The sequence below is a fragment of the Mesorhizobium sp. NZP2298 genome (assembly GCF_013170825.1).
In the GTDB taxonomy this organism is placed as follows: Bacteria; Pseudomonadota; Alphaproteobacteria; order Rhizobiales; family Rhizobiaceae; genus Mesorhizobium.
Map to the genome: position 1 here is coordinate 6,716,779 of NZ_CP033365.1, position 26,288 is coordinate 6,743,066.

23 protein-coding genes and 2 pseudogenes are annotated in these 26,288 nt (G+C 58.8%); 15 read left to right on the plus strand and 10 right to left on the minus strand.

Features of this window, described 5'->3' with window-relative positions:
• Positions 1-14 precede the first annotated feature (14 nt).
• The 9 genes and pseudogenes from EB231_RS31945 to EB231_RS31980 all read left to right on the plus strand — a co-directional run bounded on the left by EB231_RS31945 (position 15) and on the right by EB231_RS31980 (position 5,973).
• The gene (locus EB231_RS31945; protein ID WP_246740802.1) at positions 15-899 is read left to right on the plus strand and encodes a PAN domain-containing protein; all 885 of its coding nucleotides are present in this window, start codon (positions 15-17) and stop codon (positions 897-899) included.
• A gap of 3 nt (positions 900-902) precedes the next feature.
• On the plus strand, positions 903-2,087 hold the full coding sequence (locus tag EB231_RS31950) for a glycoside hydrolase family 3 protein (RefSeq protein WP_172352327.1): 1,185 nt from the start codon (positions 903-905) through the stop codon (positions 2,085-2,087).
• 28 nt (positions 2,088-2,115) lie between these two features.
• Positions 2,116-2,748 carry a PAN domain-containing protein gene (locus EB231_RS31955; protein ID WP_172352328.1) on the plus strand — a complete coding sequence of 211 codons (633 nt, stop codon included), beginning with the start codon at positions 2,116-2,118 and terminating at the stop codon, positions 2,746-2,748.
• Positions 2,749-2,886: 138 nt separating this feature from the next.
• Positions 2,887-3,501 carry a PAN domain-containing protein gene (locus EB231_RS31960; RefSeq protein ID WP_172352329.1) on the plus strand — a complete coding sequence of 205 codons (615 nt, stop codon included), beginning with the start codon at positions 2,887-2,889 and terminating at the stop codon, positions 3,499-3,501.
• A 90-nt stretch (positions 3,502-3,591) separates the two neighbouring features.
• Positions 3,592-3,855, plus strand: a pseudogene (locus EB231_RS35625) (hypothetical protein); the annotation flags it as partial.
• 189 nt (positions 3,856-4,044) lie between these two features.
• Complete coding sequence (locus EB231_RS35330) at positions 4,045-4,530, plus strand: PAN domain-containing protein (RefSeq protein ID WP_246740803.1); 486 nt, start codon at positions 4,045-4,047, stop codon at positions 4,528-4,530.
• A gap of 335 nt (positions 4,531-4,865) precedes the next feature.
• Complete coding sequence (locus tag EB231_RS31970; RefSeq protein WP_172352330.1) at positions 4,866-5,270, plus strand: hypothetical protein; 405 nt, start codon at positions 4,866-4,868, stop codon at positions 5,268-5,270.
• A 20-nt stretch (positions 5,271-5,290) separates the two neighbouring features.
• Positions 5,291-5,590, plus strand: a complete 300-nt coding sequence (locus tag EB231_RS31975; protein ID WP_172352331.1) for a hypothetical protein — start codon at positions 5,291-5,293, stop codon at positions 5,588-5,590.
• A 59-nt stretch (positions 5,591-5,649) separates the two neighbouring features.
• Positions 5,650-5,973 carry a hypothetical protein gene (locus EB231_RS31980; RefSeq protein WP_172352332.1) on the plus strand — a complete coding sequence of 108 codons (324 nt, stop codon included), beginning with the start codon at positions 5,650-5,652 and terminating at the stop codon, positions 5,971-5,973.
• 310 nt (positions 5,974-6,283) lie between these two features.
• Here EB231_RS31980 and EB231_RS31985 read toward each other — a convergent pair whose 3' ends face one another.
• The 5 genes and pseudogenes from EB231_RS31985 to EB231_RS32005 form a co-directional block, all read right to left on the minus strand.
• The gene (locus EB231_RS31985; protein ID WP_172352333.1) at positions 6,284-7,468 is read right to left on the minus strand and encodes a helix-turn-helix transcriptional regulator; all 1,185 of its coding nucleotides are present in this window, start codon (positions 7,466-7,468) and stop codon (positions 6,284-6,286) included.
• Between the two features lie 705 nt (positions 7,469-8,173).
• A pseudogene (locus EB231_RS31990) lies at positions 8,174-8,278 on the minus strand (IS110 family transposase); the annotation flags it as partial.
• A gap of 147 nt (positions 8,279-8,425) precedes the next feature.
• The gene (locus EB231_RS31995) at positions 8,426-10,351 is read right to left on the minus strand and encodes a helix-hairpin-helix domain-containing protein (RefSeq protein ID WP_172352334.1); all 1,926 of its coding nucleotides are present in this window, start codon (positions 10,349-10,351) and stop codon (positions 8,426-8,428) included.
• Positions 10,348-11,160: a PP2C family serine/threonine-protein phosphatase gene (locus tag EB231_RS32000; RefSeq protein ID WP_172352335.1), complete on the minus strand. Its 813-nt coding sequence runs from the start codon at positions 11,158-11,160 to the stop codon at positions 10,348-10,350. The genes EB231_RS31995 and EB231_RS32000 overlap by 4 nt, the downstream gene beginning before the upstream one ends.
• On the minus strand, positions 11,145-11,711 hold the full coding sequence (locus EB231_RS32005) for a vWA domain-containing protein (protein WP_246740804.1): 567 nt from the start codon (positions 11,709-11,711) through the stop codon (positions 11,145-11,147). Before EB231_RS32005 ends, EB231_RS32000 begins: the two co-directional genes overlap by 16 nt.
• A 352-nt stretch (positions 11,712-12,063) precedes the next feature.
• Here EB231_RS32005 and EB231_RS32010 point away from each other — a divergent pair, with 352 nt between their 5' ends.
• Entirely contained in the window at positions 12,064-12,675 is a 612-nt protein-coding gene (locus EB231_RS32010) for an SH3 domain-containing protein (RefSeq protein ID WP_172352337.1), read from the plus strand.
• Here EB231_RS32010 and EB231_RS32015 read toward each other — a convergent pair.
• Together EB231_RS32015 and EB231_RS32020 are read right to left on the minus strand one after the other, a co-directional pair.
• Positions 12,666-13,442, minus strand: a complete 777-nt coding sequence (locus EB231_RS32015) for a DUF4236 domain-containing protein (protein WP_206681877.1) — start codon at positions 13,440-13,442, stop codon at positions 12,666-12,668. The genes EB231_RS32010 and EB231_RS32015 overlap by 10 nt on opposite strands.
• A 261-nt stretch (positions 13,443-13,703) precedes the next feature.
• Positions 13,704-13,928 (minus strand): hypothetical protein, encoded by a 225-nt coding sequence (locus EB231_RS32020; RefSeq protein WP_172352339.1) that lies wholly within the window; start codon positions 13,926-13,928, stop codon positions 13,704-13,706.
• Between the two features lie 1,020 nt (positions 13,929-14,948).
• Here EB231_RS32020 and EB231_RS32025 point away from each other — a divergent pair.
• Together EB231_RS32025 and EB231_RS32030 are read left to right on the plus strand one after the other, a co-directional pair.
• On the plus strand, positions 14,949-15,929 hold the full coding sequence (locus EB231_RS32025; protein ID WP_172352340.1) for an AAA family ATPase: 981 nt from the start codon (positions 14,949-14,951) through the stop codon (positions 15,927-15,929).
• Positions 15,930-16,139: 210 nt separating this feature from the next.
• A complete protein-coding gene (locus EB231_RS32030; RefSeq protein WP_172352341.1) occupies positions 16,140-18,551 on the plus strand; it encodes a S8 family peptidase in 2,412 nt (803 codons plus the stop codon).
• On the opposite strand, the gene EB231_RS32035 is transcribed toward EB231_RS32030, so the two are convergent.
• From EB231_RS32035 to EB231_RS35630, 3 genes are all read right to left on the minus strand, one after another.
• Complete coding sequence (locus EB231_RS32035) at positions 18,552-20,336, minus strand: CHAT domain-containing protein (RefSeq protein WP_172352342.1); 1,785 nt, start codon at positions 20,334-20,336, stop codon at positions 18,552-18,554.
• A 136-nt stretch (positions 20,337-20,472) separates the two neighbouring features.
• A complete protein-coding gene (locus EB231_RS32040) occupies positions 20,473-21,843 on the minus strand; it encodes an esterase/lipase family protein (RefSeq protein ID WP_172352343.1) in 1,371 nt (456 codons plus the stop codon).
• 516 nt (positions 21,844-22,359) lie between these two features.
• A complete protein-coding gene (locus EB231_RS35630; RefSeq protein ID WP_340163217.1) occupies positions 22,360-23,157 on the minus strand; it encodes a PAN domain-containing protein in 798 nt (265 codons plus the stop codon).
• A 324-nt stretch (positions 23,158-23,481) separates the two neighbouring features.
• Here EB231_RS35630 and EB231_RS32045 point away from each other — a divergent pair, with 324 nt between their 5' ends.
• The 3 genes from EB231_RS32045 (at position 23,482) to EB231_RS32055 (ending at position 25,938) form a co-directional block, all read left to right on the plus strand.
• On the plus strand, positions 23,482-24,312 hold the full coding sequence (locus tag EB231_RS32045) for a glycoside hydrolase family 3 protein (protein WP_172352344.1): 831 nt from the start codon (positions 23,482-23,484) through the stop codon (positions 24,310-24,312).
• Between the two features lie 175 nt (positions 24,313-24,487).
• Positions 24,488-24,742 (plus strand): helix-turn-helix domain-containing protein, encoded by a 255-nt coding sequence (locus tag EB231_RS32050; RefSeq protein WP_172347047.1) that lies wholly within the window; start codon positions 24,488-24,490, stop codon positions 24,740-24,742.
• A 311-nt stretch (positions 24,743-25,053) separates the two neighbouring features.
• Positions 25,054-25,938, plus strand: a complete 885-nt coding sequence (locus EB231_RS32055) for a thermonuclease family protein (RefSeq protein ID WP_246740805.1) — start codon at positions 25,054-25,056, stop codon at positions 25,936-25,938.
• The last annotated feature ends 350 nt before the right edge of the window (positions 25,939-26,288 follow it).

Genomic DNA, 26,288 nt, shown 5'->3' on the forward strand with positions numbered 1-26,288 from the left:
GGGGGGAAGCGGGAATGCGGCAGGAGGGTCGTCGGTTGCGCATGGCCGCGGCGGGGATAGCATCGTCCTTGCTTCTGCTGTCGCTTTTGCTTGCGATGCCCGGAATTGCTCCGATGGCGTCAGCACAGGAGTCCGGCGGCGAATTCCTCGATTATCCAGGGACGGCGCTGAGGGGAAGCGCCAGCGCCGAGTTCCGGCGGCCTTTGGATGACTGCCGCAAAATCTGCCAGGAGCGTTCCGGCTGCGCCGGCTTCGACCATTCCTCCGTGACCAATCTCTGCCGCTTGTTTCCAGCAGTCGCGTCAGCGCAGTCCGATCCGCTCTCGACGGGCGGCGCGCGCCAGAAGATTCCGGGCTACCGCGATCCCGCCAACGCCGAGTCCTGGTACTACGCGTCCTTCAACGGCGTTGACCTCTGGGGCGGGGACATCGTTACGAAAGGCCTGGATGCGCCCAATGCTGAAAGCTGTTCGGCCCTGTGTGACAGCCGAACCTCCTGCCGGGCGTTCACCTATAACCAGGAAGTGAACCGATGCTTCCTGAAATCCGGCTTCGACTTCGTGCAGTCCTACCCGTTGGGACGGTCCGGCCTCTATTTCAAGGCCAAGCCATCGGCCCCTCCTCCGACCTTGAATGCCGATTGGGAGCTTTTCACTACGAGCGGCCTCATTGGAAATAGCATGGAGTCAGCTGCCATCTCGTACCAGGAATGCATGCAGCAATGTAATTCTGACGGTGGTTGCGGCGGATTCACCTGGGTGACCGTGCGGCCCAACCGATGTTTCCTGGTCAACGGAACAAACCTCTATCCAGTGCGGAGAAAAGGCATGACGTCGGCGCGAAAAAACAGCCGGACGGTCACTCCCGACTTCGTGCGTGCTGTCGCTCCGAGGGACTGAGACATGCCGCAGCGGATCACATCTTACATCGCCTTCGCATGCGCCCTCTTTGGCCTTTCCTCGTCGCTGAAGGCTGACCCGGTACCGGGAGCTCACATTCAAACCGCCAAGCTGCACAGCATAATCGACGACGCCAGGCTGCGACAGATGATCGGGCAGATGGTGCTGGTTGGCTTCGTCGGCAGCGAGCCGGATGCAGAGGGCTACGCGAGGGTCGTCGGGCAGGCGGAAGAAGGAAAGATAACGGGCGTCATCTATCTTGGGCGCAATATCGACAGCCTGAAGCAAGTGCGGCAACTGAACGAAGGCCTGCAGCGCTTCGCGGCAACCCCGCTGCTGATCGCGGTCGACCAGGAGGGCGGCCGCATCCAGAGGCTCACGGGCGCCATGGGGTTCAAGGATACGCCGAGCGAGGCGACTGTGGCTAAGTCAATGAGTCCCGCCAAGGCCGGCGCGGTTTACCAGAACCTCGCTTCCGCCCTCTCGGGCCTGGGGTTCAACCTCAACCTGGCTCCGGTCGTCGATGTCAACGTCAACCCGGCGAACCCCATCATCGGCAAGCTTGGCAGGAGCTTTTCCGCCGATCCGCAGACGGTCGAGGCATACGCGAAAGTTTTCGTCGAAGCGCATCGGGCGAAGGGAGTGCTAACGGCCCTGAAACACTTCCCAGGACACGGTTCCAGCACCAAGGACAGCCACAAGGGCATGGCTGACGTTTCCAAGACATGGAGCGATAAGGAACTTCTCCCCTACAAGAACCTGATCGCGTCGGGGGATGTCGACATGGTCATGTCCGCGCACGTGATAAATGACAAGCTCTCGTTTTCGACCGAAATCCCCTCCTCGCTTTCCCGCGCGACGTTGACGGGGCTGCTGCGGGACAACATGCACTTCAAGGGCGTGGTCATCAGCGACGACATGCAGATGCAGGCCATCACCGACAACATCAGCTTCGAGGACTCGGTGCTGCGAGCCGTTCGGGCAGGGAACGACATCCTGATATTCGCCAACGACAAACATCCAGACCCACTGGTCCCGGAAAAGGTTGCCGCCCTCCTGTCTGAAGCAGCGCGCAAGGACCCGGAAATGCTCGAGCGGATACAGAAATCCTATGAAAACGTCATGCGCCTGAAAAGAAAGTTGGCCCCGGCCGTTTCCGAGGAAACGACCATTGTACGGAAACGGTAAGCGCGAGGCTGCCCAGGAAGGAGGAAACATGCTGGCGCGTGGTCTTCGCCACGGAATAGCGGGGCTTCTTTTGGGTTTGGCAGTCGCTATCGTCGCTGCAGTCGTTCCGTCGGGCGGAGTTCGGCCAGCGAACGCGCAGTCGGTAGGGGAGTTCTTCGATTATCCGCGGACCCTCCTGAAGGGGACCGTCAGCGCCACGGTCAGCCTTCCGCTCGATACCTGCAGGAAACTCTGCTCAGCGCGTTCAGGATGCGTCGGCTTCGACCACTCGTCGTCCGACGGACTTTGCAGGCTGTTCGCGAGCGTGGGCGGCGCGGACGGGAGCCAGCCGCACATCGCCGGCACCCGGAGTCTCGTCACGGGCTACCGTCCGCCTGCCAACCCCCCGATGGGGGCTCCATCGCCCAAGCCAGCAGAGGCGGTAGCGCCGGCGCCGCGTGAAGCGCCCTCTCCGAAGCCGACCGAAGCCGCGAAAAGCTCGCGAAAGAACAGCGTTCGCAAATCCGCGCCGCCTTCCGTCGCGCCCAAGCCGCCTGCCGCCGCGCCGTCTTCGCCGCAGCGTAGAAAGCCTGCCGCGAAGCAGGGTCGATTCAAGATGTGCACGACTGTAAGAGGCGTTTTCCAAGTGCCCGCGAACGCGGTTTGCTCGCCCGGCATGTGAATTCGAGCGGGCGCGCGATTTATTCAGGAGGACCACGAAGTGAAGTTGCGACAATTCGAATGGCTCGCCAGACTCGTTGCCGTTCGTCCGCTCCGCAGAGACCGTCCTCGCGACAGAGCCGCCGGACTGGTCTTGGGAATGGTTGCCGTAATTGCGGCTGCAGTTGTTCCGTCGGGCGGAGTACGGCCTGCAAACGCCCAATCGTCCGAGGATCTGTTCCGTTACCCGCAGACTCTCCTGCAAGGGACCGTCAGCGCCACGGTCGGCGTGCAGCTGGAGTCCTGCAAGGAATTCTGCTCGGCACGGTCAGGCTGCCTCGGCTTCGACTACTCGTCGTCGGACCAAATCTGCCGGCTGTTCGCGAGCGTCGGCGGCGCGAGCCAAAACCAGCACTACATCGCCGGCACTCGCAGTCTGGTCACGGGTTACCATCCGCCAGCCAATCCGCCGATCGCGGCTCAGACGACAGAGCCTTTTATCCAAGGGCCGTCGGAAGCGAAGAAGCAGGAAAGCGCCACATCGCAGAAGACACGCAAGCCTGCGCCGGTCGTCCGCGCGAAGCCGAGACGTCAGAAAAAACGCGAGGCGACAAAACCGCGGCCGACAGCAAAGCCAACACCAGTCTCGCCAGCTCCGTCGGCGCCAGCTCCGGCGGCACGGCAGCCCAAGTTCCGCATCTGCAACAACCATTTCGGGACCTTCTCGGTACTCGCATCCCGGAAATGTCCGGTGAGCGGCCCCGGGAGCTTTTGAGATTCTGTTCGAGAAAGCGGCGGAGAAAGGCAACCAATGTCACAGATGAACAATCGGCAGATGTGCCAGGTATCCGAGCCACCAGCCGACATGCATTCTCCTTGTCCGAGGACGTTCGCGAACCGCATTCGCCGCCAACGCTCTTACGCCAGAATCGCTGGACTTCTTTTGGAAGTGGTTGGCGCAATTGTGGCTGCTGTGGTTCTATCGTCCGGAGTTCGGCCAGCGAACGCGCAGTCGACCGAGGAACTCTTCCGATACCCACGGACGTTCCTGAACGGGGTCGTAAGTGCTACAGTCAGCTTGCCCCTGGAATCCTGCAGGGACCTTTGTTCCGCGCGCTCGGGATGTGCAGGCTTTGACCATTCGTCGGATGGCAGCGTCTGCAGGCTCTTCGCGAGCGTAGAGGGCGCGGAGCAAAGCCAAGGACATACGGCCGCCACCCGCGGCCTTGTCACTGGCTACCGTCCGCCAACCAATCCACCTGCCTTTCCACAGGCTCCAGAACCGCCGCCCCAGCCTAGCCCGCCGGAGCAGGAGGCAGTGGCCGTAACGCCACCTCCTGTCACTTTCAGGCGTTTCCTCAACAGGGACCTCAAGAGTGAAGCAGCCGAGACCCGTCAAGCGGAGAGCGTGGAACAGTGCGAGTCCATGTGCCAGGCCTCACAAGGCTGGTGCAAGGCTTTCACCTACGACGCATGGAACCGGAAGTGCTTCCTCAAGGAGCGACCCGGCCAACTCTCGATGAATGCCCGCGCCACCAGCGGTGTCATGTCGGGGAGTGAAACCCCCTCCGCTTCGGGCTCAGCTACCTATTTCGAATATTTCAACGGCAAGGCTTTTTCGGGGAACGGGTTCCGGGAGCTTACTGCCCGCAGCCGCGACGAGTGCGAGCGGGATTGCTCGTCACAGAATCAATGCATCGCTTTCGGATTTACCCAGTCCCAGAAGCGCTGCCTCCTGTTCGATCAACCGGGTGAATATTCAAGCAGCCGGGGGACCGACAGCGGCGCAAAACGCCAAGATTGATCGGGAGGCGAGCCCGGGATGTCCTACTTGCGCTACCGCAAAGGACTCCACGCTCTGAACGCACGGCTGCTACTGGGGATCGCATCTGCCACATCGACCCACTTGGCGCCATCACAAGCCGCCGCGTCTGTGGCGCAACCGTCCTCAATCTGCCCCGCGCCAGCCTCACGTTCAGTTCGCAAGTCGATCCCCGAATACCAAGTAAACAGTAATTCGAAGCCACTTTCTACTCGGAATGAGCCGAAAATAAACTAGTTCATCAAGCTTTCTCCCCCGAACGAGGGATGTTTCGGCCCTATGGAACTGCTCAACTCGTTACATCGGGGGCGGGCAAAATGGCCAAGAGCAATGTTGCAACTTCAGGACATACGCCAAGGCGGCACGCTCAGCCCGTTGCTTACATAGTTTGCGCCGGGCTGGCGATAGCCTTCTCTCCGAATGTTCCTGCCGTCGCGGGCGAGATGACGCTGTCCTGCCTTCTTATGAAAGACGTCAACGGCAACGACCTGAAGAATCCGCCAAACCTGACGATGACCGTCGACGTCGATGCGCGATCAGTGCTGTTGATGGGCGCAGAGCCGCAACGAGGCGTGGCGATCTCCAAATCGACGATCACGTTCACGAGGGCCAACAGCCTGTTTTCGATCGATCGCGGAACGGGCCGCATACAGATCATCGACAACGGCGACCCGAGTAAGATCGTGACGGGCGTTTGCCAAGCGACTGAAAACAAGTTCTGAGACAGACACCCGATCGAAACATGAAGGAGATCAATTCCATGCTTAGATTACTCATCCCGACGCTGCTTTCCGTGTCGATCGTTGCAGCCATGTCAATCCAAGCCTATGCGGGGAGCTGCGGTGCCGAGGTCAACCGCGTCTTCGAGCTCAAGCAATATTACGACTCAGTTCCAAGTTCGAACCGGGCTGAAAAGCGGAACGCTGCCCAGGCTCTTGAAGAGCAGCAAGCTCGTGCCGTCGAATGCGCGCACAACGAAACAAACAATTCCGAGCCGGATCCATTCATAACGAAAATGCGAAACAACTACAAGGTTAACTGACGCAGACGGCATCCGAACATCCTTGGAAACACAGGCAACAACAGCACGGAGATTGAACGATGTCAAAAGTCTCGACGTATGCGGCGCTTTTATTGGGCGTATTGCCTCTTGCCTTTAGTTTTGCCCAGCCAGCAAGAGCCGATGCGGCATGCACAGATGATGAACTTACGCGCCTCATCCAGCCCACGGTCGACACCATAAACTCCCATGAGAACAATGGTGTCTGCGGTAGCGCCAATGATGGCGTGCTGCTGTTCTCGACATCGCTTGGCCTGCTAGAGAGGTGCGATAAAGACACCCCCGCCCTCAGGAAAATGCGAGCCTCGTTCAGGGAACACCTCAACGAAGCTCGGCAAGAACAAGCAGGCGCTTGCTCTCAGTAGAGACTGGAATAAGTCGGCAGATACGCGAGATGTTTCGTTCATTCGCTGCCATTCTACTCCTACTTGTATCAAATCCCGCCGGAGCCACTCCGGTGCAGATTTGCGACGAGATGTACGCGGAGGAGCTTCGAGGTTGCGCCTCGTCCTACAACGACGAGGACATTTCAACCTGCAGGCGCGAGGTGCAGGCCGTCATCGATAAGTGCGTGGACGAACGATCGAAATTCAAGACATGCGCTTTCGGCGATCCCAAGTGCAGTTCTGAAGATTAACCGAGCAAGAATGCGGCCATTGTCGACCAATATCCTATTCAATCATCGACAGAAAACTGCCTGCCGGTAGCTGCACGGCTTGTGACGAGCGTGACGACATCTCTCTGTTTGGAGGTGCCAGTCTTAGCAAAGATCGACTTGAGGTGCGATTGGACGGTCGACCGCGAAACCCTAAGCCGATCGGCGATTTCCGACAGGGTGCCGCCGCGTCCAAATTCTAGAATGAGGCCGACTTCCGCGGTAGTAAGGCCAAAATGTCGACGCAGATCGCCAACTACTATTGAGGCGTCTTGACTTGCGCGAGGGCGGACTATGACCAAGGATACCGTTCTTGGAGCGAAAATCGACAAGAGTCCTGCTGGCAGCGCACTTGTTTGCTCTATCGCCATCGGCACGCACGTAATGATGTACCCTCCCGATCGGGTGTTCACGATCAAATCGTTCGGCCTGGCCCGGTCCTGAAAAACAGCACAGCTATCTCTGACAAGCCGGGCGAAGGCCGCATTCGCCTCCGAGTCCTTGATCTCTACTGTGTCCTTCGCCTTCACCAACAAAACCCGGGCATCGGTTAAAACCCGGTTTGCAGGCACGTTGGACGCCAGAAGTCGACAATCTTGATCAACGACCATTGCCGCGTCGACGAGTTGGTCGATTAGCCCACGTCCTCCTGGGAGATGAAACGTTGGGTTAGTGAGACGGTTTAATTCGAGCGCTGTTCGCAGGGCAGGAACAACGGTCTGAAGCAAGGCTCGACTTCGAGCATGGATCTGCTCATGATGCCGGAAATCATGGTGCACGGCCAGAATCGCATATCGATCGCTATGCGCTGCAAATTTCAGAGCCGTGGCTCCATCGCACTCACGCTCCGGATCCACAAGATCCGTGAAGAATTCCGTCTTCCTCAACAATTTGTCAGGATATAGTTCTGACGAGCTTTTGAACGACGACATATGCATCTCGTTCGTACCGCTAGTCCAGGGATTAAGCTTCCAATAATGATCACCGTATGCCTGAATGGTTTTGTCGTTGAAGCCTGAATAGACAACCTGATGCACAACGGTGCTTTCTTTCTCCACCACCTGAAACAAGATCTTTGATCCAGGGATAAAGCTCTGCATCGCCACGGCAACGTCAGTCCAGCGATTTGCATCACAGGCTGCAGCGTTGATGACCGTGGTGAGGTCTGCAATCTGAGACGACAACTGCTTTTCACTCGACGCCATGATCGCTCGCATTGGGGCCAACTGAAGTACTCATGGACGCCCCACGGTAGGAGATACAATCGAAGTGTGAATTTCCCTTCGCCCTATGGCTAACACCATCGCCCTCCCAAACCCGGCGGCAAACGTGGCACAAGCGTTGATGGGTTGCCAGCCTTTGCATGAAGTCTGCACCATTTACCACTTCTAACGGCTCAACATCCCCCGTTTGGGGGAGGCGGACGATCCTCCATCTGCTAGTCGTTCGCGGGGGGATTTCGTCGACAAAGATGGCGTTGCATGGGGGGTCTATTTCAACGCGCTTATTTTTCATTTTTCGTCTTTCATCGGCGGTCGACCAAGAATTAAGCCACTATTGGTGGCAAGCATCGTTGTGCTCACAGGTTGCACAGTATCGGGGGCACAGTACTGGCGCCTTGCCGACTGGCGGACGGAACAAGGCTTCAGGACGTTGTGACTATAGGCGCTGACAAGACCGGCACGGCGCCTGTAACACGTCAAGACATTCAGGATTGGCGAACGGGAGGCGCGGTTCTTGTTGCGGACGGGGCCGGCTCCGGTGCGGGTCTTGGCACCTTGATCGTTGGTGCAACGGTGGCAGGCGTCACAGGAGGTGTAACGGGCGGGCTCATCGCTAACGCGGTTCGTCACCAGTTCGTCGTCGTCGAATATAACATGCTCGGACCCCGCTAACGCCCAGGCGCCGTCGCGACGCAACTTTCGGCGCACAACCACCGCGCCCTCCGCGTCCACGCCGTGCACCTGAAAGACGTGCTTGGCGACATCCAGACCGATTGTGCTAACCTTCTCCATGGACGGCTCTCCCTCATGTGACCTTCGACAGCCACACTTTGGCACATTGCGATGCCGGGAGCGGAGGCCGTCCACCACATCAGGTCACTTCAACGTCAGACCGGCGTGCCCCTTCGAGTGACTGACGATCCCACAGCGCTACCAAGACTACCCTGAAATCGCGGCAACGTTGGCTGCGGATTGATCACATGCCAGCCGCAATCGCTCCATTTCCGGACGACTGTATTCTCGGGCGGCAAGGATCTGGGCTCTTGTCTGCTTGAGCTGCTCAAGACCGAGAACCAAGGCGCCCTGCAGCCGCTTGCGGTCGCCGAGAATGTCCTGGTCAATCTGCGCGATATCACGTGGATCGATCGCTCTTGAGGGATCGAAGACAAAGGGGGCTTCGACGGACCTTCGCCAATTCAACAACTTCTGCGCCGTTTTGGGGCCGAATCCGGGCACGCTGTAAAGCTTGTTTCTCTCGACATCGAGCGCTGTTTCGATGCCATACGACTCTAGCACCTTTTTCTTGCCCGGTCCGATGCTCTCGATCTTTGCCGATGAGATTTCAAAGTTGTCCAGGAACCGGTCCAGTTGCGCCTGACGGCGGTTGCGCTCGAGCTCCGAGATCCTGGCTACCCGTTTGGAAGGCAAGATGTCCCATTCGCGCCTGAGCCCGGCGAGGACCGTTTTTTGCCTGTCGAAAGCATCCGGCCCGGCCCTCTGCATCCATGTGGATTCCGCCTTTTTCCATTGGGTAGCGGCCTCGGCGGCAACACGCCGGTATTCCGCAGCCTCACTGTCCCTGTTCAGGAAACCTCTCAGTCCCAGAAAGACCCCCAAGGCGATGCCCAGCACCCATATCTGCGCCATCATCAAGCCGGCGACGCCGACAACTGCGGCCGCTATTCCGGCCCGAAAGTTGGTGCGGCGCGCGTGCCCCTTGATCTTCAAGGCGTTGGGATCGGGTGTCAAATTCTTCTCGGGGACGGTCGGCACCGGCCCGGGATGCGGGATGGCGTCCACCTGCCGCTGGAATCCGGCGATATCGAAAAGCGTCGCCCCGCCGGAGGGAACAGCGGTTGAGAACAGCGGGACGCCGGTGGCACCTTCCATTTTGCACCAAGGGCACGGCGATGAGCCAAGTGACCAGTGGCTGGAATTGGCGGAGCACTGCTTGAGGTTCGCTTCAAGTTCCGCCAGGGCAGCCACCCAGTCCCGGGCCACGGGCCTGCCAGCCGGCGTTCCCCTTTGCGAGAAGGCATCCTCAAACATTTTTGCAAGTCGTGGGCCGACGATGGCGAGTTCTGGGGAACTTGGCGGCCTCGCCATTCCGACCGCGGCGGCGTTCGCCCCGTAGGGAAAGCGGTACTCCTCGATCGCCTTCGAAATCGGCATGTCGCCGGTTCCCCCGTAGCGGCCGGCAAAGGGGTGTTTTCCCATGAACAGCAACAGGAACACCATCACGGCCAAACCGAAATTGTCGTGATTGGGCGTCCTCACGATGCCCGAAAACGATCTGCCCTGCAGCTCCGGCGGTGTGAAGGTCTCGATGCCCACCTCGCAAAGATATTGCTGGCCCAGATAGGAGACCTGGAAGCTGTCGCAGTCGATCAGGCGCACGGTAGCGTCCTGTGCCACGAGCACACCGCCGTGGTTCACATCGCCGATGACGCAGGCGTTGTCGTGAACGGCCGCAAATGCTCTCGCCGTGTTTGCCGCCACACGGGTCAGAAATCGCCAATCAACCCGCTGAAAGTCGGTTCTGCGGCTTTTTGGGCTGTAGAGCTGATGGATGCTCTTGCGACCGCTGATCTTCGGCATGATCAGCCCGATGGGCCTGCTGTCCTTGGAGCAGACCAGCCCCGTCGGCCAGGCCGTCAGCTTTTCGAGTGAATCGGTCTTGATCTTGCCCATCGCACGGATCTTGTCGATCCTCTGCTGCTCGAGCGGCCGGTGGTAGATCTTGGCGACATGGTTCTTGTGTGCAACCAGGTCGTAGACGGCGCCCTCGCCGCCCTGGCCGACGATTTCGCCAAGTTTGAGAGCTTCCCCTCGCAGGGTGAACACCTCGCGGACCTTGGCATTCATTTTGCGGCCACCATCGCTTCAGCTGGCGATCTCGTGGCCAGGATCAACGACTTGTCATCATCGGTCCTCTCGCAGATCTGCGGCGAAAGCAGATAAGCCTTCAGCCCATCCGACAGCGTAGAGTCCTCGCCCGCCACCGCCGATCGTCTGACGGCCGGGAACATCGTATCGAAGAAAGGCTGATGGACGCTGCGCGAAGCCTGGTGCAAGACGAGGTTCTCGATACCGTCCGAGAACAGCGCGACCTCGTCAATGCGCCGCGGCGCGAACTCGAATTCGAGGACATCCGCGACATTTGATGACGTGACGAAGTTGGTCGTGTTGGCAAACTCGCCGTGCTGTGGCCAGAACACGTAGGACCATCCGTCTTCACTGCCGTGCGAAACAACCATTGCGCCGTCACCGACCTGGAAGAACACGGTGCTTGTGGGGCCGAGGATGGCAACCAGCAGCGTGCATGCATAATCGCGCACCTCGTGCCCGAGTGCGCGCGCATGAGCGGCGATGCGCTCGGCAATTTCGGTCACCCAGCCCAACGCTTTTGGCCGGTCGATCTGATCGAGCGCGCCGTTCTCTGCGAAGTGCACGAAAATGAGCTCCAGCAGGTTCTGCCCGGCCAGCCAAGACCCGACCTCCGAATGCGCCGCACTGCCGGCGCCGTCGCAGACAGCAGCCGCGAGGATTGGACCTTCAATGCCCTCGATCAGGGCATGGACCGAATTATCCTGACAGGGCTTGCCGGCCGTGACATGCGAAGTGCCGATGGCGCTAGCCGACGCTATGCGCCAAGACATCACACCTCGGCCCAACCCGCGGGAGATTGGAGCGCCACGGTCTGTCCGACCTGCGACTGCGAGACGCCCGACAGCGATGCGGAGAGCCATGAGAACAGCTCGCGGAATTTGAGGCCAGTTAGCTTCAGCGGCTGGCGTGTGGAGAGCTTGGCGAGGATGTCCATGTTGGCACCCTCGACGCCGACGGCGAAGAACGAAAACGCCTTTGCCGCCTCGCCGGATTTGACCGCGTGTTCGGCCGCAACGATGCTGTCCGTGGGCGCGCCGTCCGTCATCAGAAAGACCCAGGGGCGGTAATAGGAGATGCCGTTTGCGCGGTACTCATCCTTGCGACGTCGCAACATCTCGAGGCCTTGCTCTATAGCCGCACCCATTGGGGTGTCGCCGCTGGTCGCCAGCGTGCTGGGCGTAAACAGGTCAGCGGTCTGGAACGGCGCGACGATGTTGACGGGTCCGAAGGTGACGATGGCGACCTCGACGCGCTTCATTGCCAGGCTGTCGGCCGCGAGCTCGTCCTTGAACGCGACAAGGCCCTGGTTCAGCGCGTCGATCGGTGCTCCGTTCATGGAATAGGACGTGTCGAGCAGAAGGAGGCATGGACAGCGAGGTTCGGGATTATCCGCGAACTCTGCCGCCCCAAATGGTATCTGATCAAATTGGTTGGACATTTTACTCGCCTTTTCGCCGAAATATCGCTTCCCGCAAGCCCGGGTCTCCCGGCACTCGGCAGGTAGCGTCCAAAATTATTGAAACCGGAATTGCAAAGCGCGTCGATGCGCTTGCCCACCCCAATTTTCAATCCCCTTCCCTATCTACAGATGCTCGGTTTCTGCTGTCAATTGACTTGAGATTTAGCCACCCAAAAGTCGATTCGACTTTCGTGGACTGCTCTGTTTTGTATTGTGCAGGGAGGGTGAAATGGTCAGCCAACAACGGATCGGCTGGGGCATCGCGGTTTTCTGCGCTATCGGATGGGCCATGTCGAGCATCGACGCCCGATCGCCACCCGCCGCCCCGCCCGCGGTCCCCGCGGAAACCAACATCGCGTCGCCTCAGGTACAGCCGAGCAACAGTTCGATTGCCTATGCAATGCCCGACGCGGTGCCTGCTCAGCGGCCCAACCCCGCCACGGTGGTTCGCTGGGCGTACACCATCAAGAAAGTCCGTGTCAGGGTCGCGCCCGACACCGAGGCGCGTATCATCACCACGCTTCCGCTAGGCGACTTGGTCCAGACCAACGGTCAACAAGGAGACTGGTACAATGTGACGGTCTCCGCACGGATCGGATGGATCCATGGCAACTACCTCAGTGAGGCGAAGCCGGTCGAGCTGACTTCGACCACACCGGTCGCGCCAGCGGCTGCATCAGATGACGGCAGCGTTTTGGAGCATGCCTCGGGCGATCCTGTCAGAGACGCCGTGGTCGGCAGATGCGATTGCCCATACGACCTGATGCGCAACGGGCGTTTATGCGGGGGCCGGAGCGCCTACAGCAAGCCTGGCGGCAGGAGTCCAGTGTGTTATTGGTAGGAAGGCTGCGCCGCCAGGAGCGACCGGCTAATCCACCCCAATGTGACTTCGTCCTTGCTGACCCGTGCCCAGCGACCGTTGATTTCGACCACCGTCAGAGCGGTGCCGGCCGGCACTTGCCTCATCACGGCGCCGGCCATGGAAGGATCCGAACGGATATTCGCGGTCCTGGTCACGACTGCCGTTGGGAATTGCTGGCCTGGCGACTGCTCGACCGCTACCGAGGAGCCCAGATCGGCCCCCGATGACGCGCTTGGCGTTTTCTGATCACCAGCGGAGGTGGGCCAGCTATCGGCAACCGGAGCGTCCTGCTGAACCGGCCCTTTGGCTGCTTCCACATATGGCGGCGGATTCGAACGGCTGATGTCGCGGCTTGCCGGCGGCAGCGGTTGGGTCTGCCCTGGTTCCTGGCGGTCGGTTCGGGGTGTCAATGTCGGGCTTGGCGCCCCAGATTTTGTGTCGGAATTCTGGGCCATCAAGGCCGCCCCCACACCGACGACGCCGACAACAAGCAAGGAGACTTGGGCCGCGCGGCTCCCCCTGGCAGCGTGGTAGATCAGGGCCACGAGTGCTGCGATCAATAAACCCAGAAAAAGAGCTGATTTGCCGCTGCGCTTGGAAGAATAGGACATGCCCGAACCGGGAAGACCGACCGTGCTCTGAATGCCGCCACGGCCCATGTTCAATGTGGAGCCGGGCTTGCCAAAGGAGGCACTGCTGAGCCCCTTCCTGGTGACGTTCAGGCGAACGCCGGGAATAAGTCTCAATGACTTTCTGTATCTAAACCCCACTGCGCCCCCGCCCGTACTTAAAAGCGAACATTAGCGTTGAGGCACTTGCGAAGCAACTTCCGTTTCATAGAACTCGAGGCCAAGTAGTCTATCGATTTGAAAGTTCGGTTCGCACTTGCCGGGCTTCGCCGCAACAGCGTCCACTTTGGCTGGGCCTTAATCCTAAGGTGTCCCGACGTCGATCTGCAGCACCGGCAACGGTATTTCCTGCTGCGCAAGATATGTTTTGAGGGTCTCCTATAAGCGCTCTATGTCCGGCAACACCCGACGACCAGCACGGATGATTTCATCGCCCTTGGGCTCCATCGCGAATACGACGTTGATCTGAAGGTCGGTCAGTGATGGGTTCAACACGAGGAACCGATCGAGGATGTTGTTGAGAGCGGCGCGCTTCTCGGGCAGCAATTGATCCAGAAACTCATAGCCCTTCATCCGTTCAATAAGCTCGCGTCCGGTGAGCACTTTTGCTCCCCCGCCCGCCACGGTTCGGTCGAAGAGGCGGCCAAGCAGGTATTTGTTGAGCTTCTCAAAATCCTCCGTGTTTAGGTAGGTGAACAGGAACTCCCCCGACCGCCTGCTCGTTGCCAGGCGACAACACAGGTTTCGTTGGCTCCCCGATCCAGATGTCTGGCTTGTTCAAGACCAAATTTTGCAGCCGCCAATATTCCTTAAAGACCGGGTTGTCCTCGCTGAATTGCCGGTCGGCCGGCTGTTTCTCCCATTCGGCCTCACCTCCAGAAAACGCCTGTTGTCTGCAATCCACTTCCGATGCTGGCCATAGCGCGAGCAGACCCCGGCGATGTAATGCTGCATCGCCAATTCATATAAGCCCATCGTGGCTACTGTCGTCCCCGTCGCTGTGGCGTAGCCGGGATCCTGAACCAAGTCTTTCCAGCCAGTTTGCCACTTACATTTGAAGTAACTGATCCGGGTGACGACTTTCCGATGCGGTATTTGGATCGCATGAAAGCTCGGACCTGGCGTGGTCTCGGTTACGACTAGGGCGCTCGCGAGCCGCTTGACGATCGGAGTATGCGCTGCTCTCCGGCGGAATCGGTTGGCGGTCATAATACCGCCTTGAACGGCATGCTATTTTATGCAATAAATGCAAAATGCGCGGCCGACCTAAGAGACAAAACAACAGTGCATTAATTGACTCGCTGCAAAACGCCCGCAGGCAGGCCGGTGCGAGCTATGCACGTATAGCCGAACTTGCTGGGGTGAGCACGTCGACATTGACGAGATCCATTCGCTGCGGGGGCTTTTCAGAGGATCTTGCGGCCAGAGTGAAAACTCTGTTGGAGCGCGGAATTCCCGAGCCTGAGTGGCGATCGCGGCCAACTCGCAAGAAGAGCAACCCGCCCCGCGTTACAAGCGATGCATTGCTTATATTGCAAAAATTCTTTGACATTGTGCCTGAACTCGAAAGTGCCTTTAAGACCATTTTTGAATCGTCCACAGCGAGAAGACAGGAGGAGATGCATGACTAATTCGAGACAGGTCATCGCGATGATCCGAAGCCATGTCGCAGGCGACAGCGAGCAATTCCTGTCGATCGCCGAGCACATCGCGGCGGACGCCGTTCGCTCCGGAAAGACGAAGGTCGCAGACGAGATCAAGGAGATCGTCGAGGCCATTCGGAAGGCCGCCGCCGACAAACGACCGAACCGTCCGATTCCGATAGGATTGCCGCGAGGGGAGCTAGCGGGTCTCGTTCGGGCAACATATCCTGAAATTCACTTGGCAGATCTGGTTCTCGGCCAGGATCTGAGACGCCGGATAGTTCGACTAATTCGAGAGCATCGCGAAAGTGCGGCCCTAGAGGAGCGCGGTTTGGAGCCCAGGCGGAAGTTCCTATTCTCCGGCCCTCCGGGGACAGGAAAGAGCATGACAGCCTCGGCCATAGCCGGCGAACTAGGTTTGCCGCTTTTCACCATTTTGTTGGATGGTGTGATAACCAAGTTCATGGGTGAGACCGCCGCAAAGCTTCGACTAGTTTTTGACGCGATGCATAACGTTCGCGGTGTCTATTTCTTCGACGAGGTCGACGCGCTTGCCTCGCGACGTGGCGCAGACAACGATATCGGCGAGGCACGGCGGATGCTCAATTCGTTCCTTCAATTCCTAGAGGAGGACCAGTCAAGAAGCGTGATCATAGCCGCAACAAACCACAGGGCGCTGCTCGATCCGGCGATATTTCGTCGTTTTCATTCGGCCTTCGTCTACGCGAGGCCCACGGCTGAGGAAGCAAGACAGGTGCTGCGGAACCACCTGCTAAATTTCAAGGTCGACGCGTTTGATTGGGCGTCGATCGACGGATTGACCAGTGGTCTTAGCCAAGCAGACCTAGTTGCAGCTGCAGAGGACGCCGCACGCGACGCCGTGTTGGATAACAGCGGCGTACTGACTTCCGAAGTTTTATATCGGTCGCTTCAAGATAGGATTAGTATTCACCGCGAGTGAGCGTCCGAATCGAGTCGCTCCGCTGGGGCGGATCCTGTAGCAATGGCAGATGTTCAATTCTATCGGCACATACACCTTCGTGGCCTTGGTAAGGCATCCGAAAGATTTCGCGCGCCGGGCGGCGGGTCCAAGAAGCGGCCCGAACCAATAGCCGATAGGTTCGAGCACGCGGCGACTCTTCGCGAACAGCTTGATACGACTGTTTCGCAGATGGACGCCTACCTTGCCGAACAGGCGATCGAGAAGGTTCCACTTGCGAGCAGGGGCATGCCGGTTACCGTCACGGCAAGACCCAATGTGTCCTTGGATGTCGGTGCCGCGAGGTCGAACACGCGCGGGTTGAAACTTCTGAATATTCGCAGAGCTCAATCCGCCGTTCGGCCTGATGGAAACGACAATGCGGATCAAGCAACGCTTTTCGTCACGCGGAACATGCTGGCTTCGCTGAGGAAGAATCTCGATCGGTACGCGGAGTGGGAGGACACCTTTCAGGACGCCAAGGAACCCGTCGCATACAACGAGGACGATGGCGACGTAGAGGGTGAGGAAAGGCGGCCGCGGAATTTTTGGCTATTCGAGACAAGCGCGGCCATTCGCCCGACCACTCTAAGGGATTTGTGGACGGATGCCGTGGAACGGTTCCCCAGGTCCGTCGGCAAGACGAAGTGGGAGGTTTGGACCAGGAAAGGCTTCCAGGACTCCTTTGCACGGGCAGTGGAGCGTTTCGGTATACTCAGCGTTGGCAGACCGACCGAGTTCGTTGAGACTGTCGTCCGTAATGTGGTCGCCAGCCCTGAGGAGCTTCAGCGGATCGTCCAATCCAGCGCGGCAGTGGTCGAGCTTCGAAGCGCGTCCAGCTTCGTCTCGGATTTTTTCGACATGATTCCCGAGCAGCGGGCGAGGGTGATTGATCAGATCGCGGCCCGTATCTCTGGCCCGCTCCCGAATTCCCCGCGCACGACAATCCTAGATACGGGCGTGAACCGTGCGCATCCATTGCTTTCGCGCTCACTGCCATCCGCCCGTTGTTACACGGTGGATCCGAATTGGGGGACCGCGGACCAGAAAGGGCATGGAACGAAGATGGCCGGGCTTGCCCAGTTCGGTGACCTTGCGGCAATCGGTTCCTCTTCCGCACCGATTATCCTTAGCACGGAGCTGGAGTCAGTGGTGGTGGCCGCGCCGCAATCGCCCGGGGACGTTCCGGCCAGGGACGCTATCAAGAGGGCCGTCGACCTGGTGGAGAAGGATAGAGCCCTTCGCATTTTTTGTTTGGCGCAGACCGCTGAAGGCGAGGCTGAAGATGGCAGGCCGACCAGCACCTCAGCCGTTCTCGACCAGCTGGCATATGGAGACGGCTCGGAGACGAGGCTTTTTTGCGCGGCAGTCGGCAATGCGCCGCGCACGCCGACTGAACCCTACCAAGTCGCCGACTACGAGGACCGCAACGCACGCTTCGGAATCCAATCCCCGGCACAAGCGCTAAACGCCCTATCGGTCGGCGCCGTGAGTCTGAAGGGGGACGACCAGGAGGTCACCTACCTGTTGGCTCCTATCGGTGACTTAATGCCAACGTCGAGAACGGCAACGAGTTGGGCGAAACCGCACGCCGCGAAACCGGACATCGTCATGGAAGGTGGCAACCTCGAAATGGACGCACTCGGGCTGTATGCCCAGCCATCGGCAAGTCATTTCGTGATGACCACGTCGCGAGACGCCCCGGAGCGGCCGCTCGCGTTATCCGGGGAGACGAGTACGGCGACAGCGTTGGCGGCAGGACTGGCAACGCGGTTACTCGCGCGGTACCCAGACTACCGCATGGAGACGATCAGGGCGCTCATGGTTCATTCGGCCGAATGGACACCCGCGATGCGGGCGCAAGCTCGGAGGTTGATAACTGCCGGCATGCCATCCGGCGAGGCATGGCGCATCATTCTTGATCGCTTCGGTTGGGGTGTACCTAACCAAGAACGCCTATTCTTCACGGCCTCGAACGCTTTGACACTCATTGCGGAAGACGAGCTTCTTCCATACGAGCGCGCAATGAAGGACGGCCGTCCGGCGGGCATTCGCTTGAGGCAAATGAAGTACTTCAAGTTGCCGTGGCCTCGGGAGACACTCCGCTCGCTGTCCAATACCCAGGTCGAGATGCGTAGCACGCTGTCTTATTTCATCGAGCCCGATCCCCACGCGGCATCGCGCGATCGGGTCGTCGAGCGCTATCCGTCACACCGACTGAAGTTCGACGTGAAGCGTTTCGGGGAGAGCGACGCACAAGCGCAACATCGATACAATCTCCTTGTGCCGGAGGATGGTAGCATCAGCGCCGGCAGCGACGAAGGATGGCTGCTTTCCGGATTGTCGCAACGCGGAACGATCGTTCAAGATATATGGCAAGGCCCAGCCTATAGGCTAGCCGATCGCGACGGCATCTCCGTCGCACCGGTGCGGGGATGGTGGGGCGACATGTCTAACTTGGAGAATTACGAGCGCTCCGTCCGCTTCTCGCTTGTGGTATCGGTAAGAACACCGGAGCAAAGCGGTGACCTCGTGGCCGAGATCTCCAATAAGATACCGGCCGGCGTCCTCGTCGAACGTGCTGTTGCCACCATTCCAACATGATCAAGCGGTTGGTTTTGTCGTGACCTTCGCCATAACGTCGCCATGGCAAACATAAGCAAAAGGCGTTGAAGATTTCTCGCGGTGTCCGGCGCGAGCTTTCAACATCGCGTCTCCGATCGAACTCCCGTCGATGAAGAGTTGGAGATAGTCGCGAACGACGTTCGAGGCGGTTTCATCCTGCACGGCCCAAAGGGGCGCCAGTACGCCCCCGAACCCGCGTTCTGCAAGGCGCGCGGCCCAGCCTGAAACCAATCCGAGCTGATAGTCGGAGGTGGCGACCTCACAGGCGTTGATGACCATGAACGTACCGAACGATCGACCAAGCTTCACGCGGCTGTTAATATCGTGACAAGTCAACCAACTCTTGTCGGAAAGCCTCAGCTTTGCATTGCCACCATCTCCAGCAACGCCGTGGCCGGCGAAGTGGAGCACCGTCACGGTTTCACTGGGCGCCTTCGGACCCCAGAAATCGGTGAGCGACTGATAGGTTGCCTCCATCGCCGTGGCGCCCAGCTGTGAAACAAGCCACTCACCTTCGGCGAGAGCGGCCGGTAGTTCGGTCCCATCGTCGTAGGTGGGAACAAAGCTTGCTATCGAGCCTGCCGCGAAAGAGTCGCGCATTCGTCCCTCGCTCTGCAAGAACCAACGGCTCATCGGATGCGTCATGAAAAGATGATCCGGCTGATCGATGCCCGCTTGATCGTCAGGAAACATCATCTCCCACGGCACGTAAGGCTCATCCGTAACCAGTTGTATTGGGAAACTCGGCCCGAATTTCTTTCGAAGATCGCGATAGAGTTCCTGAAATGCTTTGGGACTAACGGCCCAGATACTTTCGCCGATGCCTTGAAGTACGCTGGTGTGCGCTCCCGGACGAAGCTTAGGACAATCCTTCATCAAGCCGAGCGCGAAGACACCTGTGGACTGACCCAGGTTGACGGAAGCCGACCATGAGGATGGTCCAAGCCCTTGGCCGCGGGGTGCATCGAGACTCCAAATATAAACCCCGGGGTCGCCGCCTTCCAAGATCTTGATCGTTAAGTCAGGCGCCTCAGCGGAGGGGACGAAGGCTATTGTCCCGAACGGCGGATCAAGTGCAGACTGTCCCGTAGCATGCGCGGGCTCGGGGTCAGCGGATGACACTTCGAACGATTTTCGCGCGATCCCGCTGAACCGGCCGCGATAGTTGAACATCGCGACCACCTCCATCGGAGTGCCGCCATCTAGACTCGCGATGGTCACCGCTGCATCGAACGTGGCAGGGACGGAACCTGCGCCCCTCGTGATGGCGATCTGCTTCCTATTTGTTCCTGGATCGAAGGAGAGTCCGGTTGAGAAAACCTCAACATCGATCGTGAGCGTTGTCCAATCAGAGGCGACATCCGAAAGGCTCACCTCATCCCCGGAGGTGCCGGCGTCCGGTTGTAGCGACAGGTCCACCTCGAATTTGAACCTCTTTCCTTCCAACAGTTTTTCTGCCGATCTGATCACCGGAAAGCGGTTTACAGTGACCAGCGAGGCCTTCGCCGGGCCGTCAGTCTTATCTAATTTCGCGTCGAGCCGGTGAGAGCCGAAGCGGGGATCACCGATGTCCGGATCCTCCGCGGAGCGGAAAGGGGCCGTCACTATAAGGTGGGAGTCGATGGGGCGACCGGGCCGAAAGTCTTGCAAGATCTGCTCAATCGCCCGCTTGCCGCTTTCACTGACAACAGTTCCAGTAACGGACAATCCGGATGTCGATACACGGATTTCGATACTGAAGATTAGATTCGAAAGCTGAAGCAATTTTCGCTCGGCCTCTACCCATTCGGGCCATCTCCCGCTCGAATCAGGCGCCGCAAGCCAAACAAAGACAGGGTCATGGCCTCGTTCAAACGACCACGACCATCTAATTCGACCGGGAATCAATTCCGCCTCTTGATCATTCGTCCGCCACCAGAAATACGTCACTCACGGGGTGGAACCCATCGAGTGCCATCTTAACGCAGTAGAGGCCAGCCGCGAGACGCGCGTGGGCCACGTAGCGCGCGCCATGTGGCCGAAGAACCGCCGTTGCATCGGGTGCTTGCGCGTCAACGCGCGAGATCGTCGCCGAGATCGACTGAACAAAGTCCGATGGGATTGCGTTGATTTCAACGGATGAGTTGGACACATACGCGTCTTGGACTGAGAGGCCGATCGTGCCGACGCCAACTTCTCGATATTTGTCCAAGTCGACATCCACTTCGGTGAGGATGCCCCGCAAGTTACCGATCGCGCCCTCGTCACTCTGCAATGCCGAATGTGTGGTCGCGACATAGGAGGCATTTTGCTGGGGGACCTCCAATGGAATTGCCGATGCTCGCGGGACCGTCGCATCGCCTTTCAAGTCCTTGCCCTCGTGAGATTGCAACAGCGTAACCACGGTCCCGTCGAACTTCGCCGATTGGAACGTCGGCTGCTCGATGCCGACGACCGGACGGACTTTCGGCCCCGATGACGAGTAGGCGTCAGTCTCGGCATTCTGCTGCTGCGCCAAACGAATTTCCTCGTGGAACGCGGCGGCGGCGGAAGCGCGTCCTCGGTCGAGGTTCGGCAAAGTCACTTCTGACAACCTGCCGAGGCTTTGGCCTCCGTTGTCCACAAACGGGTAGACCGGGAGCAGCTGGTACACGGAGTCGAACGATCGGATGGCCTTCGTACCGTCAAATGCCTTGAGGGGGCCAACGTCCCATGCGAAGCCGTTGCAAAGGAATCCGACCGCGTTGCCGGAACCGCGATACGGCGTCCCGAAACTCAGCAGTGTCCGCGTGGTTTTCCATCCCTCTAAACACTCGATGTAATAGCGCGCTACCAAGCCGCCCATCGAGTGGGCGATGAAGACCACCTTCGCGTCAGGATTGCCGCTCTTCTCCCGCCATACCTTCAACCATTCCGGGACGACGCGCGCGAGCTTCCTCGCGGACACCCTGTTGCTACGCCGCCAATCGTACGGGAATTCTCGGTAATTTTCGTTTTGGGTAAGACGTAGCCCGCTGACGAGTTTCTCCGCCAAAATGGAGTAGCCGCCTTGCTTCCAGAGCCCCGGCACGATCTGAATGTTCTCCAAAAGCCCCGTTGCCGTGACCCCGTCATCGAGATCGTCGCGTTCGTCGTCCGCGCCCTTGAGCTCCAATTGCTCCAATGCAGTTCCTGCGATGACCCGCCACAACGCGCCGGCCGAAACGCCCCAGATCGGCTTACCATCCTTGGATAAAACGGATCCTATAAGTCCTGGCACGACAACGACGAGGTCAGGGAATGCGTTAGGCACGTTTTGCTCCAACTTTCATATGGCGATTTTAGCTGAGGCGTGGCGACGCAATTCGTACCACGGCACTATCGTGTCGGTCGAGGAGCAGATGCCTCCAAGGATTCTAGCGTGAGTTTGAAACTAACAGACTCGCCAAGTTGGGACGATGCACTCCACCCTATCGAAGTCATCTTGAGGTCGGCCTTCGACATGTCTGAAGGAGGACCTTCCCAACGTCCGGGAAGGATCATGGGCGTGAATTCGGTCGAGCGCAAACGAACTTACGTTCAGAGTCGAACGCAGCTTTCAAATAGTCAGGCAAGAGAGCGCCTTAATGACGGTGCGTTCATCTCCCACGCTAGTCATTGCGAACGGCGTCGAACCCAAGCCTGGATGTGACATCCCCCAAGCATGGTGATTCCTGACAAGCCCCTCGCAAAAAATAGCAGCCTTTGATCTGGCTTCTAGGTGTGGAGACCTACGCTCGCATATCAACGCCTAGCTGCTCCGCCCGATCCGATAGAGTAGCCGGGAAATTCACTCGTGGCTAAGCCATATGTCGATGCGGTATCGGTCGGAACCTTGCACGGGCAATAGACCGTCCGCCCGTGTTCCCACTCCGGCAGGACGAAGGAGCGGACGCATCTCCTCTAGCGCCGCTCCGATTCTCCACTCCTCGGCGCCCGGCGAGGCATACCCGACGACCTTGGGTACGAGCGCACATTGCGGTGTGGTACTCCTGTCAAACTGTTCAATCCTGCCCGGAATGAGCCGCAATGACTCAAAAACAAATCCGTTGATGGAATTGCGAAGTGAGTCCGCATCCACCGGGGCTCCGCTGCAGACATTGATATACACCCAGCCTATCGGCCTGGGGTCGCCGGGAATCGATCGATAACTCACCTTGCGGCCGCTGATGTTCGGCGGCGCCGCGCGTGAAACTGGGGGTTTCGGCTGGGCGGCGGAAGGCGTTGCGGGCGGGTTTGAGGGAGGACGATACCCAATGATCAGATTCCGCGTAGCTGCCGTCGACGCCCGGCTTTCGCCGGCGGAGCTGAGCCCTGCCAAAAGCCGACAACTGTTGTCGGCGGACGAGTGATCAAAACCGACGCAGCCCGAACGCGAGGTGCAAAGGGATCGACATGCCTGCAAGGGTGCAATGACCTGTGCGCTGACAATCCCGTTCAGTGAGGTCCCGGGATAGTCGAAGAACACTGCTGTGGTCTGCGCGCCGATCGGTTGAATGCCAACCAGAACGACGAGAGCTGCCAGAGACGAGCCGGCGGCTCTAAGTAGGAGCTCTCGGTATCCGCAGTGAAAAAGATGCGCAAACATGTTTCCCGTGTCGCTGCTATTCTGTTTCAAGCGGCACTTGACCGATACAAGTCAGCGAAGTTCGCTGACTTGACGTCATGACTGGCGAGGAGGAAGGCGAGTTAGACGGCTAGCCAGAAACCTCATGACAGATCGCGATCTTTCCCATTGCCCCATTTTTCTTTTGCCGTTGGCAATGCCCCTGTTGCGCTCGGCAAATTCGGCCCGGCGCGACCGTAATCCTCTAGAATTTGCTTTCCAGCCCCAAATGCGAAAGGTCCGACATCCTGCTCGAGAAGGCAGGCTTTCTCGCGACCAGCCACATCAACCGTTTCGTCAGCACGCTTGGCCGCAGGCCTGTCCGATGTGGGGTTCAACCTCAACCTGGCTCCGGTCGTCGATGTCAACGTCAACCCGGCGAACCCCATCATCGGCAAGCTTGGCAGGAGCTTTTCCGCCGATCCGCAGACGGTCGAGGCATACGCGAAAGTTTTCGTCGAAGCGCATCGGGCGAAGGGAGTGCTAACGGCCCTGAAACACTTCCCAGGACACGGTTCCAGCACCAAGGACAGCCACAAGGGCATGGCTGACGTTTCCAAGACATGGAGCGATAAGGAACTTCTCCCCTACAAGAACCTGATCGCGTCGGGGGATGTCGACATGGTCATGTCCGCGCACGTGATAAATGACAAGCTCTCGTTTTCGACCGAAATCCCCTCCTCGCTTTCCCGCGCGACGTTGACGGGGCTGCTGCGGGACAACATGCCCTTCAAGGGCGTGGTCATCAGCGACGACATGCAGATGCAGGCCATCACCGACAACATCAGCTTCGAGGACTCGGTGCTGCGAGCCGTTCGGGCAGGGAACGACATCCTGATATTCGCCAACGACAAGCATCCAGACCCACTGGTCCCGGAAAAGGTTGCCGCCTGTCCGAAGAAGCGCGCAAGGACCCGGAAATGCTCGAGCGGATATTCGCTACCGGTGGTGTCCGATGGCGAAGGTCGTACAACCATCTGGGCGTTTGCCGGGGGCGCCGCGACAGCCTCAATCGCCGCTGGCCTTGCCGAACAAGGTCTGTCGTCATCGGCTTCAACGATCTCTCGATTTCCCTTCGGACTGGCGACTTGGAACAGGTTGCGAAAGCATTCCGAAAAATTATCCGGCGTCAGTTAGTCCAAAGCTGCCTGACGATCTCGAAGCGTCCCTGAAATTTGGCCTGTGCCTACCCAAAAAGGTCATCGCGAGCGTCTTGAAGGCAAGGACCACGGACGAGGCAGCTGTCATAGCGACTTGTCGTCGTAGGCTAAGGTTGATGTCGAGCGATGAGAATCTTCGGCTTTGAACGTCTATGGCAGAAAGCGACTTTGTCATTGTCATGCGCGCCTTTGTAAACTGGTCGTGCGTGCGGCTAGGCGCCAAGTCCAACCTGAGCGAAGACACGATCCGCGAGATTGAGAACGGCCACAGAATGCCGGGGCCGGGCAGCCTCACGCGCATCCGACAAGCATTGGAAGCAGCCGGTGTGGTCTTTACCTCTGGAGCGCCGTCGCTAACCAATCTCTCGGAAGGTGAGGCCGGCGTAATTGGATCCAATGAGATGTAGCTGCAGTTTGGTAACAGGTGCGCAGACCAAACCAGCGGTATGAAGAAGGTCTATTCGCGCACCTAAGGGTTTGACCGATCCTTCGCCATAACGTTGAAAAGCAGGAAGCACGCCGCCAGCGACACGACCCCGCCTAACAGATCGTCCCCGGTCAGTCCGGAAAAATAGACGAAATCAAACGCCAAGACGGCCATCGCTCTACCCATGATGGATTCAGAAATTCCACCAAGATAGAACCGTTAGAAAGCGCTAATGTTCCCGCGCTAGACTCTCGTCTGCAACGGACGCATTCTCTTCTGCGGGAGAAGGGTTTGGGCAAAGTCCAGCGCGATCGAGGTGCCAATCAAGCTGACCGGTGGCGAAAGCACGCCGGGAGGAGAATGCTGTCACGTCGATTGCCGCGAACGCTCGTGGGCCTCCTCTTTCTGGGCGTTGGTACGCTTGCCGCAGTAGTCACCCAATTCGCTATCCAGAGCACCGCCGGGCAACAGAGCACCTCTGGCCTCATCGCTGACTTTCAGAGCACCATAACAAATTGGACAAAAACATTGCCTGGCTCAATGGAAGGCCGCGCGTCGGTGATCGACGGCGATACGGTCGAGATTGCTGGTCAGCGCATCCGCTTCAACGGCATCGATGCACCGGAGAGCCGGCAGTATTGCGACGACGCCAAGGGCTTCGAATACGCCTGCGGGCGTCGCGCTGCCCAAGCCTTGGATGAGTTCCTGGCAGCTTCGCGACCGCTGCGTTGCAGCTTTGTTGGCCGCGATCGGTATGGCCGGCTTGTAGGGAATTGCGATCGCGCAGACGGTCGCAGCGTTCAGCGCTGGCTTGTCGAACAGGGTCTGGCCCTCGACTGGCCGCGCTATTCGAATGGGACATTCGCCGCCGAGCAAGGCACTGCCAAAGCGGCTCACCGCGGCCTTTGGCAGGGAAGGTTCGATCAACCTTGGGATTGGCGTGCGGTCAATGCCGACAAGGTCGAGACTGTCAGCGAGCAATCGCCTGGCTTCGGGCTTCTCGGCTCAGGCTGCAACATCAAGGGCAACATCAGCGTGAACTCTGGTGACCACATCTACCACCTGCCTGGCCAAGAACATTATGCCGAGACAGTCATATCGACTGGAAAGGGCGAGCGCTGGTTTTGCTCTGAGGCCGAAGCTCGGGCTGCAGGTTGGCGTCGAGCAAAGCGATGAGGCTCCGGGAGAGCCAGGAGTGCCGGACTGGGTAAAGCCTTGGCTATGCTCCAGCGCCGTTTTGGTTGGGATATTTCTCAGCGTGTGGCGGGTCGAACACCAGAAGCGGTCGAGCTGCCAAAAATGGTCAAAACTGGCAGCCACCGGCGTCGAGGTAAATCTCTGATCCCGCCTTGACCAAGAAGTACATGGCCACATGGAATCCTTCGCGTTCTTGGTGTCGCAAGTGGGTGCAGCATTCGTTGAACGTGCTCCACGGACGAGGAACTCGCCGAAGCCGAAGCTTGCGAGCGACTGCGGAGAATTTGCTTTTCCCCACATTCTATCGGGCATTGAAGGCCACGATCCGT